The 17,595-nt window shown below is 61.2% G+C and carries 18 protein-coding genes and 1 pseudogene; 10 read left to right on the top strand and 9 right to left on the bottom strand.

Annotated elements, in window-relative coordinates:
• Positions 1-13 precede the first annotated feature (13 nt).
• Positions 14-1,246 carry an APC family permease gene (locus ABIN98_RS20825; RefSeq protein WP_346912714.1) on the top strand — a complete coding sequence of 411 codons (1,233 nt, stop codon included), beginning with the start codon at positions 14-16 and terminating at the stop codon, positions 1,244-1,246.
• 12 nt (positions 1,247-1,258) lie between these two features.
• On the opposite strand, the gene ABIN98_RS20820 is transcribed toward ABIN98_RS20825, so the two are convergent.
• From ABIN98_RS20820 to ABIN98_RS20800, 5 genes are all read right to left on the bottom strand, one after another.
• Positions 1,259-3,286 carry an ASKHA domain-containing protein gene (locus tag ABIN98_RS20820; protein ID WP_346912712.1) on the bottom strand — a complete coding sequence of 676 codons (2,028 nt, stop codon included), beginning with the start codon at positions 3,284-3,286 and terminating at the stop codon, positions 1,259-1,261.
• Between the two features lie 34 nt (positions 3,287-3,320).
• Entirely contained in the window at positions 3,321-4,277 is a 957-nt protein-coding gene (locus ABIN98_RS20815; RefSeq protein ID WP_346912710.1) for a methyltetrahydrofolate cobalamin methyltransferase, read from the bottom strand.
• 16 nt (positions 4,278-4,293) lie between these two features.
• Complete coding sequence (locus tag ABIN98_RS20810) at positions 4,294-4,614, bottom strand: virulence factor (RefSeq protein ID WP_346912708.1); 321 nt, start codon at positions 4,612-4,614, stop codon at positions 4,294-4,296.
• 101 nt (positions 4,615-4,715) lie between these two features.
• Positions 4,716-5,363 carry a DUF1638 domain-containing protein gene (locus ABIN98_RS20805; RefSeq protein ID WP_346912706.1) on the bottom strand — a complete coding sequence of 216 codons (648 nt, stop codon included), beginning with the start codon at positions 5,361-5,363 and terminating at the stop codon, positions 4,716-4,718.
• 22 nt (positions 5,364-5,385) lie between these two features.
• The gene (locus ABIN98_RS20800) at positions 5,386-6,087 is read right to left on the bottom strand and encodes a B12-binding domain-containing protein (protein WP_346912704.1); all 702 of its coding nucleotides are present in this window, start codon (positions 6,085-6,087) and stop codon (positions 5,386-5,388) included.
• A gap of 181 nt (positions 6,088-6,268) precedes the next feature.
• Between ABIN98_RS20800 and ABIN98_RS20795 the strand changes: the two genes are divergently transcribed.
• The 3 genes from ABIN98_RS20795 (at position 6,269) to ABIN98_RS20785 (ending at position 8,448) form a co-directional block, all read left to right on the top strand.
• The gene (locus ABIN98_RS20795; protein WP_346912702.1) at positions 6,269-6,619 is read left to right on the top strand and encodes a hypothetical protein; all 351 of its coding nucleotides are present in this window, start codon (positions 6,269-6,271) and stop codon (positions 6,617-6,619) included.
• Positions 6,620-6,748: 129 nt separating this feature from the next.
• Positions 6,749-8,146, top strand: a complete 1,398-nt coding sequence (locus ABIN98_RS20790; RefSeq protein WP_346912700.1) for a hypothetical protein — start codon at positions 6,749-6,751, stop codon at positions 8,144-8,146.
• Between the two features lie 83 nt (positions 8,147-8,229).
• Positions 8,230-8,448: a hypothetical protein gene (locus tag ABIN98_RS20785; RefSeq protein WP_346912698.1), complete on the top strand. Its 219-nt coding sequence runs from the start codon at positions 8,230-8,232 to the stop codon at positions 8,446-8,448.
• A gap of 66 nt (positions 8,449-8,514) precedes the next feature.
• Here ABIN98_RS20785 and ABIN98_RS20780 read toward each other — a convergent pair whose 3' ends face one another.
• Complete coding sequence (locus ABIN98_RS20780; protein ID WP_346912696.1) at positions 8,515-10,185, bottom strand: formate--tetrahydrofolate ligase; 1,671 nt, start codon at positions 10,183-10,185, stop codon at positions 8,515-8,517.
• A gap of 377 nt (positions 10,186-10,562) precedes the next feature.
• On the opposite strand from ABIN98_RS20780, the gene ABIN98_RS20775 reads away from it, so the two are divergent.
• The 4 genes from ABIN98_RS20775 (at position 10,563) to ABIN98_RS20760 (ending at position 12,796) form a co-directional block, all read left to right on the top strand.
• Positions 10,563-11,276 carry an alpha/beta hydrolase gene (locus ABIN98_RS20775; RefSeq protein ID WP_346912694.1) on the top strand — a complete coding sequence of 238 codons (714 nt, stop codon included), beginning with the start codon at positions 10,563-10,565 and terminating at the stop codon, positions 11,274-11,276.
• Positions 11,269-11,625, top strand: a complete 357-nt coding sequence (locus ABIN98_RS20770) for an extradiol ring-cleavage dioxygenase (RefSeq protein ID WP_346912692.1) — start codon at positions 11,269-11,271, stop codon at positions 11,623-11,625. Before ABIN98_RS20775 ends, ABIN98_RS20770 begins: the two co-directional genes overlap by 8 nt.
• Positions 11,618-12,460, top strand: coding sequence for a class III extradiol dioxygenase family protein (locus tag ABIN98_RS20765; RefSeq protein WP_346912690.1), 843 nt, complete (start codon positions 11,618-11,620; stop codon positions 12,458-12,460). Before ABIN98_RS20770 ends, ABIN98_RS20765 begins: the two co-directional genes overlap by 8 nt.
• A gap of 120 nt (positions 12,461-12,580) precedes the next feature.
• Positions 12,581-12,796 carry a YciI family protein gene (locus ABIN98_RS20760; RefSeq protein WP_346912688.1) on the top strand — a complete coding sequence of 72 codons (216 nt, stop codon included), beginning with the start codon at positions 12,581-12,583 and terminating at the stop codon, positions 12,794-12,796.
• A 101-nt stretch (positions 12,797-12,897) separates the two neighbouring features.
• Here the strand turns inward: ABIN98_RS20760 and ABIN98_RS20755 are convergent, their stop codons facing one another.
• The gene (locus ABIN98_RS20755) at positions 12,898-13,101 is read right to left on the bottom strand and encodes a DUF2892 domain-containing protein (protein ID WP_346912686.1); all 204 of its coding nucleotides are present in this window, start codon (positions 13,099-13,101) and stop codon (positions 12,898-12,900) included.
• 81 nt (positions 13,102-13,182) lie between these two features.
• Positions 13,183-14,415, bottom strand: coding sequence for a DNA glycosylase AlkZ-like family protein (locus ABIN98_RS20750; RefSeq protein WP_346912684.1), 1,233 nt, complete (start codon positions 14,413-14,415; stop codon positions 13,183-13,185).
• Between the two features lie 130 nt (positions 14,416-14,545).
• On the opposite strand from ABIN98_RS20750, the gene ABIN98_RS20745 reads away from it, so the two are divergent.
• Positions 14,546-15,292 (top strand): sulfite exporter TauE/SafE family protein, encoded by a 747-nt coding sequence (locus ABIN98_RS20745; RefSeq protein WP_346912682.1) that lies wholly within the window; start codon positions 14,546-14,548, stop codon positions 15,290-15,292.
• A gap of 6 nt (positions 15,293-15,298) precedes the next feature.
• Here ABIN98_RS20745 and ABIN98_RS20740 read toward each other — a convergent pair whose 3' ends face one another.
• The gene (locus ABIN98_RS20740) at positions 15,299-16,333 is read right to left on the bottom strand and encodes a GlxA family transcriptional regulator (protein ID WP_346912680.1); all 1,035 of its coding nucleotides are present in this window, start codon (positions 16,331-16,333) and stop codon (positions 15,299-15,301) included.
• 328 nt (positions 16,334-16,661) lie between these two features.
• Here ABIN98_RS20740 and ABIN98_RS20735 point away from each other — a divergent pair.
• A pseudogene (locus ABIN98_RS20735) lies at positions 16,662-17,473 on the top strand (ferredoxin--NADP reductase).
• Positions 17,474-17,595 lie beyond the last annotated feature (122 nt).

Raw genomic sequence — 17,595 nt, 5'->3', positions numbered from 1 at the left:
CATAAATAGCCGCATGAACGAGGCGGAATCAAAACCGGCGACCCTGAGGCGGGCCCTGACCCTGCCGTGGCTGGTCTTCTACGGTGTCGGCGTGACCGTCGGCGCGGGTATTTTTGCGCTGATCGGCGAGATCCTGACGCTGGCCGGCAGCTATGCGCCGCTGTCCTTCCTGCTGGCCGGCCTGATCGCCGGTGTTACCGGGGTTTCCTATGCGCTTCTGGTCAGCCGGTTCCCCAAGGCCGGAGGGGAGGCTGTGTTCGTTCATCGCGGGCTCGGCACGTTCCCCGGAAAGCTTGTCGGCTATGGCGTCTGCGCGACCGGCACGATTTCCAGCGCCGTGATCGCCCTTGCCTTCGCCGGCTACATGCAGACCCTGGTGCCCTTGCCGCAGGATATTCTGCTTGCTGCGGTCGTGTGCGGACTGGCGGCGGTCGCCTGGCTCGGCGTGCGCGAGAGCGTGCTCTTCGCCGGGCTGATCACGTTTCTGGAAGTGGGAACGCTCGCCGTTGTCATCATCTTCGGCGCACCTTTGATTGCGGCCGTTCCGAACTGGGCGCCTTCGTTCGTTCCCCCGTTGGAGGGAACCCTGCTCGCCGGCATCCTGTCAGGCGGCGTTCTGGCATTTTTCGCCTTCGTCGGCTTCGAGGACATCGAAAATATGGCCGAGGAGACCGTCAATCCGGAGCGGACCACACCACGCGCCATCTTCTGGACGCTCGGCATCACGGTCGTGCTCTATCTGCTCCTGTCCGTGGTTGCCGTCATGGCGCCGGACAGGGACGCGGTCGCAGGCTCTGCCGCACCGATGGCGGAGCTTTTCCAGCAGATCACCGGCTTTTCCGGCAAACCCGTCGCAGCCGCCGCGGCCATTGCCATGATCAACGGCATCCTGGTGCAGATCGTCATGGTCAGCCGGGTGCTCTACGGCATGGCCAGCGACGGGATCGCGCCGAAGTGGTTTGCCAAGGTCGGCGCGGCCCGGCAAACGCCCGGACGGGCGACACTGGTGGTGACGATCGTCATCCTCGTGCTTGGGCTTGCCTTCCCCCTGGTGCGGCTGGCCGAAGCAACCAGCCTGGTGACGCTTGCCGTCTTTGCCCTGGTCAACCTGTCGCTGTTTCGCCTCGGTAGCCGACTTGACGACAGGACGCTTCACCGCTTCCGCTGGTGGGGTTTTGTGGGTGCTTTGATTTGTACCGGTATCGCCGGCTTCCAGATCGTTACCGGCGCGCTGGGCGGGCATTGACGGGGAGGGGCGTTAGCCCCGGCGCCGCCGCCTGCGCCCGCCGCTCGCATCGCCACCGGCCTGGAGCTTACGTTTCGGTAGGGCCACGGCTTCGCGCAGGTTCGGAAACGGGTCGACCTTGTTCGGTAGGGCCATTGCATTGACGAAATGCTCCTGGAATTTCGGTTCCAGCGCGGTCTCGATCTTTTCGATCTCCCGCACGGTCTGCTCGATCTCGCGCCGGTAATCGGTGTTCATGAGCGCCATGCGCGCGCCGGTCCCGGCCGCGTTGCCGACCCCGGCGACGCCGTCGATCGGGCAATCCGGAATAAGGCCCAGCACCATGGCATAGGTCGGGTCGATGTAACTGCCGAAGGCGCCTGCAAGACGGATCCGGTCGATCCGGCTGGTGCCGAGCTTGTCCTGCAACAGCTTCACCCCGGCATAAAGAGCGGCCTTGGCAAGCTGGATCGCGCGAATGTCGGTCTGAAGAATGGAAATCTCGATGCCATCCGTTGCGATCACATAGGAAAACGTCCGGCCCCTGGGCACGATACGAGCGGTGCGTTCCGCCATGGCGCCGTCGATGACACCGTCCTCGGTGATCAGGCCGGAGAGGTACATTTCGGCCACCGCCTCGATGATGCCGGAACCGCAGATGCCGGTGACGCCCACCTGGTCGATCTTTTCCGCAAAACCCGGCTCGTCGGACCATTCGTCGAGGCCGATCACCTTGAAGCGCGGCTCCAGGGTGTCCCGATCGATCCGCAGACGCTCGATGGCGCCGGGCGCGGCCCGCTGGCCGGAGGAGATTTCAGCCCCTTCGAACGCGGGTCCGGTCGGGGAACTGGCCGCGAGTAGCCGATCCTTGTTGCCGAGCACGATTTCCGCGTTGGTGCCTACATCCACCAACAGGGTGATGTCGTCCCGTTTGTAAGGCGCTTCGGACAGGGTGGCCGCCGCGGCATCGGCGCCGACATGACCGGCAATGCAGGGCAGCATGTAGACCCGCGCGCCGCGATTGAGGTCCAGGTCGAGATCTCGAGCGGGCAGGGTGAAGGCGTCGGAGACCGCGAGCGCGAACGGCGCCCCGCCGAGTTCCACCGGGCTGATGCCGAGAAACAGGTGATGCATCACCGGATTGCCGACGAAGGTCGCGTCGAGCACGTCCGAGCGCTCCGCGCCCACATCGCCGACGAGCTTGCCGACCAGCGCGTTGATCGCCTCTCGCACCACCTTGGTGAGGTCCGGCAGTTTTTCCGGGTTCATCTGGATATAGGAGACCCGCGACATCAGGTCTTCGCCGAACCGTATCTGAGGATTGGAGGTGCCGGCAGAGGAAACCGTGCGGCCGGTCTGAAGATCGCAGAGATGGGCCGCGATGGTCGTCGACCCGATATCGACGGCAAGGCCGTAAACGGTGGTCTTTTCTCCCGGCCAGAGCGCGGTGACCATCGGGCCTGAGGTGTTGTCCTGATGGATCGCCGCCGTCACCGTCCAGTGACCGGCGCGCAAGGTCGCCTGAACCGAGGCGAGCAGGGCCGTATCCAGGGTCAAGCCGGACAGGCCCGTCTTTTCAATCAGCGCGTCCCGCAGCCGGTCGGCATCGCCGCGCGGGGTCTCCATGTCAGGTTCGGCTAGGGTGACCGTGGTAAGCGAAATCGACGACTTCGGCTCGATCGCCCGGACCTCGGCGCGCTTGCGCACCACCTGCCGGTTGGTCTGGGCGTCTGTCGGAATATCGACGATAAGATCTCCGGTGATCTTCGCCTGGCACGACAGACGCCGGTCGGAAGCAAGGTTGCGCAGGCCCCGGTAGCGTGTTTCCGCCTCGGTCTCGCCGGCAAGGTGGTCCGCCGCACTGGTCAGGCCTTCCTTGGCGAACGTGCCCTCAGACACGGAGATCTGGCAGCGGCCGCAAATGCCGCGCCCGCCACAGACCGATTCCACATAAACCCCGAGGGAGCGGGCAGCATCGAGCAGCGGCGTACCGACGGGAAACGTGCCCCGCCGGCCGCTCGGCTGGAAGACGACCTTCGCCAGATTTTTCGTCTCGGTCATCTGAGCTTTGCTCGTTCTCGACTGTTCAAATCGTTCAGACGCCCGCGCTCCGGCGACGGCCTTCGCGTCCGCCGCGCCGCCGGCCGCCGGCCGAGGGAGCTTCCGCCGGTGCCGGGGCGCCCGCTGCTGCAGGGGTATAGTCACGATACTTCATGATCCATTCGCCGCAATTGGGGTCGTGACCGGCAAGCACGTTGGCCGCGCGCACCGCTTCCATTTCCTGCGGGCGGCAGGGGTTCATGATCGCGCTGGTCATGCCCGAGGCAACCACCATTGGGATGAAGGCGGCGTTGATGCCGTGGCGGTGGGGCAGGCCGAAGGAGATGTTGGACAAGCCGCAGGTGGTGTTGACCTTCAGCTCCTCGCGCAGGCGGCGGAGCAGGGCGAACACCTGTTGGCCGGCTGTGCCCATGGCGCCGATCGGCATCACCAGCGGATCGACCACGATGTCATGGGCCGGAATGCCGTAGTCTGCGGCCCGTTCCACGATCTTCTTGGCAACCGCAAAGCGCACGTCCGGATCTTCGGAAATGCCGGTCTCGTCGTTGGAGATGGCGACCACCGGCACGTCGTACTTCTTGCAGAGCGGCAGGATCGCTTCCAGCTTTTCCTCTTCGCCGGTGACCGAGTTCACCAGCGGACGGCCCTTGGCGACCTTGAGGCCCGCTTCGATGGCGGCCGTCACGGATGAATCGATGGACAAGGGAACGTCCACAAGTCCTTGAACGATCTCAAGAGTTTTAACGAGCAGCGGCGGCTCTGTCTCGTTCGGATTGACCGCCGTCACGCCCGCGTTGACGTCGAGCATGGTGGCGCCGGCCGCGACCTGGGCAAGGGCATCGGCTTCGACCGTGTCGAAGTTTCCGGCGATCATTTCCGCGGCCAGCTTCTTGCGCCCGGTCGGATTGATCCGTTCTCCGATGACACAAAACGGCTGGTCGAAGCCGATGATGATTTCTCTGGTGGCAGAGGCAACGACGGTGCGTGTCATGGCTGTCCCTTGGGGCTCAGGAGGAAATATCGGCAGAGGAAGGCTCAAAGCCTTCCCGTGCCATGAGGTCTTTCAATCTGTCTTTCGGATAGGCGGCAATAAGCGCTTCGGCCGCCGCATCCGCTTCGCTTTCCAGGTCGTCGGAGACATCGACGGGATCGCTCCGCCGCCACTCCGCCAGATAGGCGTCCGTATCCTTCGCCCCGACCCGCATTGCGCAGGCGTCGACCGTTTCCATGAAGACGGCCGGCAACTCGCGCCGCGCGGCCTTTCGGCCCTGCTTTACCAGCACCTGCGACGGGATATCCCGCCAGTAAACGATGATCTTCTGCGCCATGGGAGAGCGTCCTTTCGATGCTCATGATTGCCAGAAGAGCAGGTTTCAAGACGCGGGAAACCGGCACGGCTAGGTGGAAATGCGACGCGGGATTTTTCGGTCTATCCCGCCGTCCTCTCGCGCAGAAACGTCTCCAGCATCCCGTATCCCGTCTTCTGCATTTCAAACGCCAGCCCCAGACGCTCGGCAGCCGTGCGCGCGGCGTCCTCGAGTTTCGGATCGTCGGTCTGGGCGAGGTAAAGCACGCGGGTATAGTGGGCGAAGTAGATATCGCGCAGGTGGGGGTGCCAGTTCAGGCCGAGCGGGGCGATCACCATGGTCTCGAAATGCCGGGCCAGGAAGTCGGTCAGGTAGAAGGTGCCGAGCTGGTCTTCTTCCAGGGCGTCGAAGGCCTCAAGCCCGGTGAAGAAGGCGTAGCAATGGGCGCCGCCGATCCGCTTTGCGCCGGTTTCTTCCAAAACCTTGTCCAGCAGTCCGCCGGTGCCGCAATCGGCATAGGCCACCAGGATCTCGTCGTAGATGTCCCGTTTCTGCAGGATGGCCGCGCGTACGGCCTCCGGAATCTTCTCCGGCGTGTTGTGCAGCTGGGCAGGCAGGCAGGTCAGGTCGATATGATCGAACCCGTTCAGTTCACGGATCGCCTTGATCTCGCGGGCAAGGGCGCCGCAGGCGATCACCAGGACGCGTCCGATCTTCCGGAGCGGTGCCGGCTCCGGCTCAAAAGGAAAAAGCGGTACGCTGGAGGCCATTCGGTCGCCTCCTGGGTTCGTGTCAGGCTTTTCCGGCAAGCATGTTGTGCCTGCGGGCGATCAGATCCTTGGCCATTTCCACCGCCACGGCCGCATCCCGGCAATAGCCATCGGCGCCGATGGCGTCCGCGAATTCCTCGTTGAGCGGCGCGCCGCCGACGAGGACGATATAATCGTCGCGCAGGCCCTGTTCCTTCATGGTGTCGATCACGACCTTCATGTAGGGCATGGTGGTGGTCAGCAGTGCAGACATGCCGACGATGTCCGGCTGGTGTTCCTCGATGGCCGCGAGATAGTTCTCGACCGGGTTGTTGATGCCGAGGTCGATCACCTCGAAGCCGGCGCCTTCCATCATCATGGAGACGAGGTTCTTGCCGATGTCGTGGATGTCGCCCTTGACGGTGCCGATCACCATCTTGCCGACCTTGGGGGCGCCGGTCTCCGCCAGCAGCGGCCGCAGGATGCCCATGCCGGCTTTCATGGCGTTGGCCGACAGCAGCACTTCGGGCACGAACAGGATGCCGTCCCGGAAGTCGACGCCGACGATGCGCATGCCTTCGACAAGCGCCTTGGTCAGGATGTCGTAGGGTGCCCAGCCGCGCTCCAGCAAAATGTTGACCGCGTCCTGGATCTCCTCCTTGAGGCCGTCGTACAGGTCGTCATGCATCTGCTCGACGAGTTCGTCGTCGGAAAGGCTGGCAAGGTCGATATCATCGTCAGACATGGCAACTCCACTACGGCTGCGGCAATGTATTTGATCGACAATGAATTCGAGCGGCTATTTCCAATATCTTTAAAACGACATCTCAAGTCGCACCTGCGACAGGGTCTGAAATCAGGTATAGGTTTTGTGGCGTTAGCGAGTGACGCAAGCGCTAGCGCTTACCCGAAAAGGAGCCGGAATCATGAGGCCTCGCATTGTCATGCTGTCCGGCGTCACCCGGCAAAACCGACATGTGGTCATGAGCGAACTCAACGATGCGATCCTGAAGGCCGGTGGCTGGGTCGAGGGCCATTCCCTGTTCTCGAACATCGCGACCACGTTCCGGCTGGTTCTGCCGGCTTCGGCCCTGGGCTTGTTCCGGGAGTCCGTCCGGGACACCGGCATTGCGCTCGATGACGACAGCGCCACGAAACTGGACGATCTGGGCAAGAATGGGCGCAGCGAAGACGAGGAAGTCCGCCTGACCCTGAACGTGACCTTCATCCATGACGAACCCGACCTGCGCCGGGACGTGCCGGCGGTGCCGGGATAGGCGAACCCGGACCCGACGATCCGCATGCCAAGTCGTGGCAGCGACAGGGCGGTGGGGTTGTCGCTGCAAAGTATCTGTGGGAGTGGTTTATATTCGCATTTGCAGTTTCTGATTGAGTGGGTGCCAGGCATGAAGACGGTCCAGAGCAATCTTTCCAAAGCGACGTTTACCCTCCTTGCCTGTCTTCTCACAGGAACCTGTCTTGCAGCTTCGGCGGACGGGGCAGCAGTCGATCAACCAGCGCCTTTGGCCAAAAGCGGAGCGACCGCGGCAACCAGGGAAGAGGTCGATAACGCCCGGAAGGCCTTTGCTGGTCTGGGCCTCAGCCTTCTGGAGAAGCAGGAGGCCTACCGGGGATTGATCAGACTGGGATACGCCAATGAAGAGATCCCGATACCGGACTTTCTGCTTCGCCTGAACACGATACGCGCGGTCAAAAGCTACCAGTCATCGATCGGCGCTGCTGCAACCGGTTATTTAAGTGAAGGGCAAATGGCAGTCTTGCGACAGGTCGCCGGGCCGCCTTTCCCATGGGAAGTGGTCCCAAAATCCTCGTCGGCAGGAAATGGCAAGTCCGCAAAGCCTCACCCGTTCAGTATCTGGCAAAAGGCCGGCTACACTCAGGCGCAAAAGGGGATGCTTTTTCGCGCGCTCTACAATCGCGGCTTGATAAGAAAAAGCGTTATTTCGACCGATTTTTCCAGCAGTCGCGTTCGCGCGGCCGTCAGCCGATATCAGGCTTCACGAGGGGCTCCTCAAACGGGTTATTTGTCGAAGGAGCAGGTTAAGGATTTACTGGCCGACCCGGGTGAGCCGACGCCATGGGAGCGAAGCAGGATCCAGAGGGAAAGAGTGCTTGGCATAAAATCGAACCCGGACGGCAGTTTCCGGGGACGGGGAGACTGGCAAACGCTTGCGCTGTCGATAGAAACCAAAACAGCGCTCTATAGGGCCTTGTATGACGCCGGATTTGTCAAATCGCCTGAACCGATAACGGATTTCTCGTATCGGATGGAAGCTATTATGGCTGTGGAAGCCTTTCAGACCGAACACGGATATCCGGCAACCGGGTTCCTGACCAAGGAGCAGGTAACTGAACTTCTGAAGCGGGATGCGCCCTTTACGCCATTTGAACAACAGGAAAAGGTTTTTGAGAAATACGGCAAAAGCTCCGTCGTGGCTTACATTTCTCAACTGACCGACCAGGAATTCGAAGCTGATACCAGTTTCGAGGTTCAAGTGACCCTATTACAGCGGAAATTATCCATTCAGACGACCGGCTACGTATCAGAAGAATTGATTGAACGTTCCAAAGCTATTTCTTTGAAACCGGACCTCGGAATCGTGAGTCCTGCGTTGGCCATTCTGCAGCCGCGAGCACTGGCCTCCGATCGGGACTGGCATCGTTGGGAAGCCGACGAGGGGAGAATCTGTGAAATCGGAACGGCGGCCATCGAGGTGGAAGGCTTTTTGGAAGCGCACGCGTCCCATCAGTTCACTTTTTGCGTGAGGCGGAGTGGTCCCTGAATACGCTTAGTATTCAAATGAGGCTTGTAAACTGGGACCTCGATACAGTGTTGATGACCCGGATAGGCGGGCGGAATTATTATATGACCTGGGACGGTGCGGGGTACAACTTCACCAGGCGGGATGGCTCGAAATTGAAATCGATAGGCATCGTCTATACCCAATTCCTGGAGGGGCTGATGAAAAGCAACGGGTTCGAAGTTAAGTATCGAACCGTGTTTGGCAACGACGTCATTGCGAGCTTTTCGGCGCTTGGCTTTTCAAAGCAGCTCCGAGCCATACGGAAGAATTGCCGAACTTGATGCAGGCCGGCTGAAAAAGGCCAGGGCGGATTTTTGATCTGCCTCAGCGCATATTCCGGTGTGCCCCTAGAACAGCCCCTCGATCTGCCCGTTTGCATCCAGTCCGATGTGATTGGCCGCCGGGACGCTCGGCAGGCCGGGCATGGTCATGATTTCCCCGCAGATCGCCACGATGAATCCGGCACCCGCCGACAGGCGGACTTCACGGATCGGGATGTTGTGTCCCGTCGGGGCGCCGCGCCGGGTCGGGTCCGTAGTGAAGGAATATTGCGTCTTTGCCATACAGACCGGCAGGTTGCCGAAGCCGCTCTCTTCCCAGAGCGTCAACTGATCGCGGATGCTCTTGTCGGCCACGACCTCCTCGGCCCGGTAGATCCGCCGGGCCACGGCCTCGATCTTCTCGAATAGGGACAGGTCGTCGTCATACAGTGGCGCGAACTGCGCCGTGCCGCTGTCGGCGATCCGGGCGACGTGGGTGGCAAGCTCTTCCGTGCCGGCCGAGCCGTTCGCCCAGTGGGAGGCCAGAACCGCTTCGACGCCAAGATCCCGGCAATAGGTCTTGACCGCCTCGACTTCGGCATCCGTATCCGCCGTGAAATGGTTGATGGCGACGACTGCCGGCACGCCGAACTGTTTGATGTTCTCGATATGGCGTCCGAGGTTGGCGCAGCCCCTGGTGACGGCGGCGACGTTTTCCGCGCCCAGGTCTTCCTTGGAGACCCCGCCGTTCATCTTCAGTGCCTTGATGGTGGCGACGATAACGACCGCGTCCGGGGAGAGACCCGCCTTGCGGCATTTGATGTCGAAGAACTTTTCCGCGCCCAGATCCGCGCCGAAGCCGGCCTCGGTGACCACATAGTCGGCCAGCTTCAAGGCCGCTTTCGTGGCCACGACCGAATTGCAGCCATGGGCAATGTTGGCGAAGGGGCCGCCGTGGATGAAGGCCGGATTGTTTTCAAGCGTCTGCACCAGGTTCGGCTGGATCGCTTCCTTCAGGAGCACGGTCATGGCGCCGTCGGCTTCGAGATCGCGGGCGGTGATGGCGGTGCGGTCGCGCCGGTAGCCGACGATGATATTGCCGAGCCGGTGCTGCAGATCCTCAAGGCTCGTCGCCAGGCAGAGGATCGCCATGATTTCCGAGGCGACCGTGATATCGAACCCGCCCTCGCGCGGGAAGCCGTTGGCGACCCCGCCGAGCGAGCAGACGATTTCCCTCAGCGCCCGGTCGTTCATGTCCATCACCCGTTTCCAGGTGATCCGGCGGGGATCGAATTCGAGCTTGTTGCCCCAGTAGATGTGATTGTCGATCAGGGCGGCGAGCAGATTGTTGGCCGAGGTGATGGCGTGGAAGTCGCCGGTGAAGTGGAGGTTGATGTCTTCCATGGGCACGACCTGGGCATAGCCGCCGCCGGCAGCACCCCCCTTCATGCCGAAGCAGGGGCCAAGCGAAGGTTCGCGCAGGCAGATCATGGCCTTCTTGCCGATCCGGTTCAGACCGTCGCCGAGCCCGACGGTGGTGGTCGTCTTGCCTTCGCCGGCCGGTGTCGGATTGATGGCGGTCACCAGGATCAGCTTGCCGTTGGGGCGGCCGTCGAGCCCTGCGAGATAGTCTCCGGCAATCTTGGCCTTGGTTCTGCCGAAGGGGATCAGCGCGTCCTCAGGGATATCCAGCCGTGCGCCGATCTCGGAAATCGGCTTCATCTTCGCCTTGCGCGCAATCTCGATATCGCTGGTCATTTCCCGACGCTCCCTCTGTTTTTCAGCTCGTTCGGACCTTCCTGTGGGAGAATCCGGTCTGGCATATTTGTTTTTGACAGGCTAGGTGAGAAAGCGTGTATACATAAAGCGCAATTGCGACCCGAGGCTAAACGGATGCGACGCGGCCGGAATTCGGCGCATTCCCCGGGTCTTTCCCGGATTTCGCGCTTGTCGCGGTCCTGACGACAACGCCAATTGCTTGACTCCTCAAGATTGCATGTATACAAAATCGCTCATATTGATTGTATGAGGGCTGATTGGGTGGAAAAATGTATGCACGTCACGCCTCAAGGAGGATGGAAAGTGCAGGTTTTCCCCAGGTGCCGCATTGAACTGACACTCGACAGGGCGTGCCGATGACAACGCTGGTACTCGTTCCGGGGCTGCTCTCGGATGACATCGTATGGCAGCCGCTTGCGGATGCGGTCGCGGGCCGGATGCCCGTGTATCAGGCGGATTTGAGCGGGGGCGACTCGATCTCCGGCATGGCGCGTGGCCTCCTGGAAAAGGTGCGAGGCGACCTGATCGTCGTCGGTCATTCCATGGGAGGGCGGGTTGCCATGGAAATGGCCCATCTCGCGCCGAAGCGGGTGAAGGGGCTGGTTCTGGCCAACACCGGCCATGGTCCCAAACGCGAGGGCGAGGAAGTCAAGCGCCAGGCCATGATCGATCTCGGCGACGAGAGCATGGAAAAGCTCGCCGACCAGTGGCTGCCGCCGATGATCGACGAACGGCGTGTCGGTGACGCGGACCTGATGGACAAGCTGCGCTCCATGGTTCTGCGCGCCGACGCGAAGATCCATGAAAGCCATATACGGGCCCTTGTCGGGCGGCCGAATGCGACGGCTTACCTGAAAGACCTCAACTGTCCGATCTTGCTGGTGGCCGCGAGCCAGGATCGCTGGAGCCCGATTGCCCAGCACGAGGAAATCGAGGCAGCCACGAAGAATTCCGAACTGGCCATCATTGAGGATGCCGGCCATTTCGCACCGGTTGAGCGCCCCGATGACGTGGTGAAAGCCGTCACGGACTGGCTCGGCAGGACTTTTGGAGAAGAGAGCAATGGCTGAACAACCAGATAACATTCCCGAAACGCCGCTCTTTGATCGGGCGCGCTCGCTCAAGGGCTACAAGCTCAACAAGATGGCCAATGCGCTCGGCGACCCGGCCAACCGCGAAGCCTTCAAGGCCGACGAAGACGCTTATCTCGAGCGGTTCGGCCTGTCTGACGAGGAAAAGGCCGCGGTCAAGGCGCGCGACTGGCACGAGATGGTGCGTCTCGGCGGCAATCTGTTCTTCATTTTGAAAATCTCCGCGGTCGACCCGGTGCCGATCACCCAGATCGGTGCGGATCAGGCCGGCATGCCCCACGAACAGTTCCTGACCGAACGGCTTGGAAAGAAGGTGAACAATGGCTGAGATCATTGGTGGTATCGGCACGTCCCACGTGCCCTCGATCGGCGTCGCTCTTGACCGCGGTCTGACCGAAACGCCCGACTGGAAACCGTTCTTCGACGGCTATGACGCCGCCAAGGCCTGGATGCGGGACGCAAAGCCCGATGTGGCCGTGGTGATCTTCAACGATCACGGCAACAGCTTCTTCCTGGACCGGGTGCCGACCTTCGCCGTCGGCGTCGCGGAAACCTACAAGCCGGTCGACGAAGGTTGGGGGCGCCGCGATATTCCCGACTTCGAAGGCGCCGTCGATTTCTCCTGGCATTTCGTCGACAAGCTGGTCGAACGCCATTTCGATCCGCTGGTCTGCCGCGAGATCGATGTCGACCACGGTCTGCAGGTGCCGATGGAACTGATGTTCGGCCGTCCGGAGCATTGGCCGGTCAAGATCGTGCCGATCTGGGTCAATACCGTCCAGTACCCGATCCCGACCCCGCAGCGCTGCTGGGAAATGGGCAAGGTGCTGCGGGAGGCCATCGAAAGCTGGCCGGGCGACGAGCGGGTCGTGATCCTGGGCACCGGCGGCCTGTCCCATCAGCTTCAGGGTACGCGTGCAGGCTTCATCAACCGGGAAGCTGATCTGGCCTGGCTCGACGGCATCGCCAGCGATCCGGAAACCTATCGCAACATGACCCGCGAGGACTATGTCGAGCAGTTCGGCTCGGAAGGCGCGGAGCTGATCATGTGGCTGGTCATGCGCGCGGCGATGAACCCCCATGTCAATTTGCTGCACAAGCACTATTATGCGCCTGCATCCATGACCGGCGCGGGCATGGTGCTTCTGGAAAACGCGGCCTGAGCGGGATTGATATGTATTTTCTGATGGTCTGCCGTCATCACGACGGCATGGACGAAAAACGCGAAGCTGTTCGCGGCGAGCACAAGGAATGGGTGGTGTCTGGCGGCGAGGGCGTGGCAAGTGTCCCTGATCGGCTCCGCCACGCTTGGCGCGGACGGCAAGGCGAACGGTAATTTCGGGGTGCTGGAAGCAAAAGACGAGGCATCGGCCCGGGCCTTTGCCGAAGGCGATCCCTATGCCCACGCCGGCATCGTTTCGCAGATCGAGATCACGCCGCTGCCGGACACGTTCCAGGCACACCGGATCTCCGAGCCGATGACGAAGCCTGAGGCGTAAGCGGGACAGTTGCCGCCGAAAAGCCGGCCCATGACCAAGGGCAAACTCCTGAGGGGGGGGAGCAGGGGCTCTTCAGCGGCAATTCCGTCATTTGCGGTCGATCAGGCGATCGAGCCGCGGGTCTTGAAGCCGACTTTCTTCAGGATGATCGTCAGCGGGCAGAAGCCGGTAAAGGAGAACTGGATCAGGTTTGCGCCGATGAAGGCGGTGAACCAGAGCCAGTTGATGTTGTGATAGATGGCAAGCGCAAGGCTTGCCAGGATCATGCAGCCGACAATCAGGGTAAAAATGCGTTCCAGGGCCATAGGGTTCGTCCGTCCTTTATATTCACTAATATGAAAATAAGTATATGGAGCGCGGAATTCAATACGAATATTTCGGATCGGTTAAGGGGCCTTTGCCGCAGGTTCCCGCAACCAGTCCTGCTCGTAGGTAACAGCCGAGCACCCGGAAAACCGTGTGATCCGGTCGAGTTCAGAAGCGAGTTTCTGCAAGCGGCCTTTCGCTGGCCTGACGTCCTGTTCCGGCCAGAAGGCGCGCACATGCAGTCTGCCTTCGTCGCGCATTGCCTTCATGTCGATGCGGCCGATCATCCGGTCGCCCTCGAGAACCGGGAAGACATAGTAGCCGTACTGCCGCTTGGGCTCGGGCACGAAGACCTCGATGCGGTAGTGGAATCCGAACAGGCGTTCGGCACGTTTGCGGTCGCGCAGCATCGGATCGAACGGCGACAGGATGCGGACGCGGGCGGGGGGAATTGGCAGGTTTTCGAGCTCCGCCAGCGTCTCGGGAAAGACAAAGACCTTGCGCACGGTTCTACCGTCGGCACAGGTCACTTCCACCTCCTGGATGTCTCCGGAGGCCTGCGCCCGGTTGCACCACTGTTTTGCTTCTTCCGGGGTGATCAGGTCCCAGAAGGCCGCAATCTCACCGGACGTGCCGAAGCCCAGGCGTGCCAGTGCCGACCGGCAGGCCCAGTCGATGGTTTCGTCTTCGTCGCGCCGCTGCAGGCGGTGGGGTTCGGGGATGACACGCTCGGTCAGGTCGTAGACCTTCTGAAACCCGTTGCGCCGGCACACGGACAGCGCGCCCGAGCGCCACAGGAATTCCAGGGCCGTCTTGGACGGGTGCCAGTCCCACCAGCCGCCGCTCTTGCGTTCCTCGTCCCCGCCGACATCGCCGGAGGTGACCGGGCCATGATCGCTGATCTGTTTCAGGACCGCTTCGAACTTCTCCTCAAAGCCGTCCCGGCGCCAGTTGCGCCAGCGGGAAATCAGCCGCTCCCGGTCCCGTTGGAACCGGAGCTGCCAATGGGGAAAGAACTCCGTTGGAATGATCGCGGCGTCATGGGTCCAGTGCTCGAACAGCGAGCGCTGTTTTTCCAAGAGCGGCTTCAGGTTCTTTTCCCGGTAGGCCGGTCGCCGCGCCGCCAGGATCATGTGATGGGCGCGGGCAACCGTGTTGATGCTGTCGACCTGAACGAAGCCGAGCTTGTCGATGACGGCGTTCAGATCGTCGCCCTTCGCCGGCCCCTTCGGGGTTTCCCCAAGCCCGTGGCGCTCCAGGAAAAGGCTCCTGGCATCGCTGTTGGTCAGAAGGGGGAGGGCGGGTGCGGGCATGATGAAAAACAACCTTTATGGAAATTGGCGGTCAGGCAATCCGAAAGACGAGTCGAACCGCAACCAAAGCATGATGACGGACGAAGGGGAATGGCTTTCTCTGCTCCGGGAATCCGTCTAGGCTCCGCGCATGACGGATCCGATCATCGTTCTGGCAACGACATTGGTGTTTTTTCTGGCTGGAGCGGTGAAGGGTGTTATCGGCCTTGGCCTGCCCACGGTCAGTCTTGGCCTGATGACGGCCATCATGGACCTGCCGACGGCCATGACGCTCATGCTGGCGCCGACCTTCATCACCAATGTGCTTCAGGCGACAACCGGCGGCTACACAATGGTGCTCTTACGCCGGATCTGGCCGTTTCTCTTTTTCGCCACCGTATTGGTCTGGCCGGGCGGGCTGGTTCTCAAGGAAGCGGACCTGTCCCTCATGGCCGCTTTTCTGGGCGTAGTGCTGGTGGCCTATGCACTGACCGGATTTTTCGGTCTGCGCATGACCACCCGGCCCGAGCGGGAACGTGGCATCGGCGTGGTGACGGGGGCGGTGAACGGCGTTCTCAGCGGAATGGTCGGGTCCTATGCCGTTCCCGGCGTGATGTACCTGCAAAGCCTGGAACTGCCACGCGACCAGTTCGTGCAGGCCATGGGGATGCTGTTCCTATGCACCACGATCGCGCTGGTTGTGACCCTGTCGGGCACGAACCTGATGACCATGGATATGGGCATCGCTTCCGTGCTGGCCGTCGTACCGGCCATTATCGGCTTCTATGCGGGACAGCACATCCGCAAGCAGCTGTCGGAAGGATTGTTCCGGACGCTGTTCTATGTGGCGTTGCTGGTTCTGGGCGCCTTCATCGCCGTCAAGGCGCTGCTCTTCTAGGGCAGCCTATTTCGAAACCAGTCTCACGGATTTGGAGCCCGAGGCCTTGCCGCCTGCCGGCCGGTTGGCCCACTGGTAGGCCTGACGCTCTTCCGTGGGCGTGCACAGGAACCGTTCCCGGTAGCACTTGGTGAAATGCGATGTGGAGGCAAAGCCGCAGGCTAGCGCCACATCGAGAACGGGCCGGCTGGTCCGGCGCAGGAGATCCCGCGCGGTTTCCAGGCGCAGGCGCAGGTAATATTGGCCCGGCGTGCAGTTGAAATGGCGGCGGAACAGGCGCTCCAGCTGGCGCGGTGACAGGTTGACCGTCATGGCAAGCTGCTGGCAGCTCAACGGGTCTTCGATGTGAAGATCCATGATCCGGATGGAGTCGAGGATCTTTTCGTTCGAAATGCCGGTCCGGGCTTCGATGTCATGGCGCTGGGCGGATTCGCCGGCGCGCGTATTCTGATAAAGCGCGACCTCGGCGACCTCGTGGGCGATATAGGCGCCATGCTGGATCGCGATCAGGCGCAGCATCATGTCGAGCGCCGCCATACCGCCCGCACAGGTCATGCAGTTGCGGTCAATGGTGAAGATGTCGCCGGTGACGTCCAGATGCGGATATTCTTCGCGCAGCGACCGCAGGTTTTCCCAGTGAATCGTACAGCGGCGACCGTCCAGGAGGTGATAGCGGGCCAGAAGATACGAACCGGTGCAGATGGCGCCGAAGGTCCGGCCCATGGCGTTCAGCCGGCGCAGGCGGTTGCCCAGGTCCGCATCGAGCGGGAGGCGTTCCACATCGAGGCCGGTGCATAAAAGTGTAATGTCCGCGTCCTGCAGATCTTTGACAGAACAATCGGCCTTGATTTCACAGCCGTTGCTCGCCGCGACCGAATTTCCGTCCAGTGAATAAGTTTTCCATTGATAATAGTCGCGGCCGAGCACGCGGTTGGCCAGTCTCAACGGTTCCACGACCGATGAGAATGCGTTCATGGAAAACCGGTCAAGGATAACCAATGCTACGGTCTGGCCGTTTTCTTCTCTAACCGTATCGGACATTTACTTTGCCCTATATGAAGCCTCTGGAGGAAGCGTTGTAGTTTTGTAGTAAGGTCGGTTTTTTTTGTAGGCCTGTCAAATAGAAACCGGCTGAAACCGTGTATTCGTTGAAATGTCATAAAACGTGAATTAACGGCGCTGGACCGCGGCCTGAAATCCGGTTGCGCGCGGGCGAACATCCGGTAACCGGCGCAGTTGGACGATAAGAACGAATTTTTTGCTATTTTGCGGTTTCGTGGTTGCAGATTGCTTCAAGTCAATGCACGACCGGTGCTAAACGGACCCAATCGCCACCGATCAAACATCACTTACGGAAGATGCACGACACATGAATGTTCTTGCCAAACCCGCCGAACTGGAAGCTGCGGCCCCGGCCGGCGTCTTTGTTCAGGAAGTCACCACGGTCCAGCACTACACGGACCGGCTGTTCCGGTTCCGCATGACCCGCCCGGCAAGTTTCCGTTTCCGCTCCGGCGAATTCGTCATGATCGGCCTGATGATCGATGGCAAGCCGCTCTACCGCGCCTATTCCATTGCCAGCCCCGCATGGACGAGGAACTGGAATTCTTCTCCATCAAGGTGCCGGACGGTCCGCTGACCTCCGTCCTGCAGAAGATTCAGCCCGGCGACGCCGTCCTGATGAAGAAGAAGCCGACCGGGACGCTGGTCAATGACGCGCTTCTGCCCGGCAAGCGGGTTTACATGTTCTCCACCGGTACCGGCATCGCGCCGTTCGCCAGCCTGATCCGGGATCCGGACACGTATGAGAAGTTCGATCAGGTGATCCTGACCCATACCTGCCGCGAAGTGGCGGAGTTGAAATACGGTGAGGACCTGGTCAACGAGACCATCAACGATCCGCTGATCGGCGAATACGCCAAGGACAAGCTGGTGCACTACACCTCCGTCACCCGCGAGGATTTCCCGCGCACCGGCCGGATCACCGATCTGATCGAAAGCGGCAAGCTGTTCACCGATCTCGGTGTGCCGCCGCTCGACCCGGCCATCGACCGCGGCATGATCTGCGGCTCCATGGACATGATCAAGGATACCAAGGACCTGCTGGAAAAAGCCGGCCTGACCGAGGGCGCGAACAACAAGCCCGCCGAATTCGTGGTCGAACGCGCTTTCGTCGGCTGACGTCTGCCGACGCGCATCAAACCTTGACTTTGAAAACCCCGAAGCCGACCCGGTTTCGGGGTTTTCTGTTGCGCATGGTCGCGCGCTCGGCGGATAGTGCCGATAAGAGCCGAATCGGCGGG

It is taken from the genome of uncultured Roseibium sp., assembly GCF_963675095.2.
Taxonomy (GTDB): domain Bacteria; phylum Pseudomonadota; class Alphaproteobacteria; order Rhizobiales; family Stappiaceae; genus Roseibium.
The sequence above is the reverse complement of the archived record's forward strand: the minus strand, read 5'-3'. Positions and strand labels throughout refer to the sequence as shown.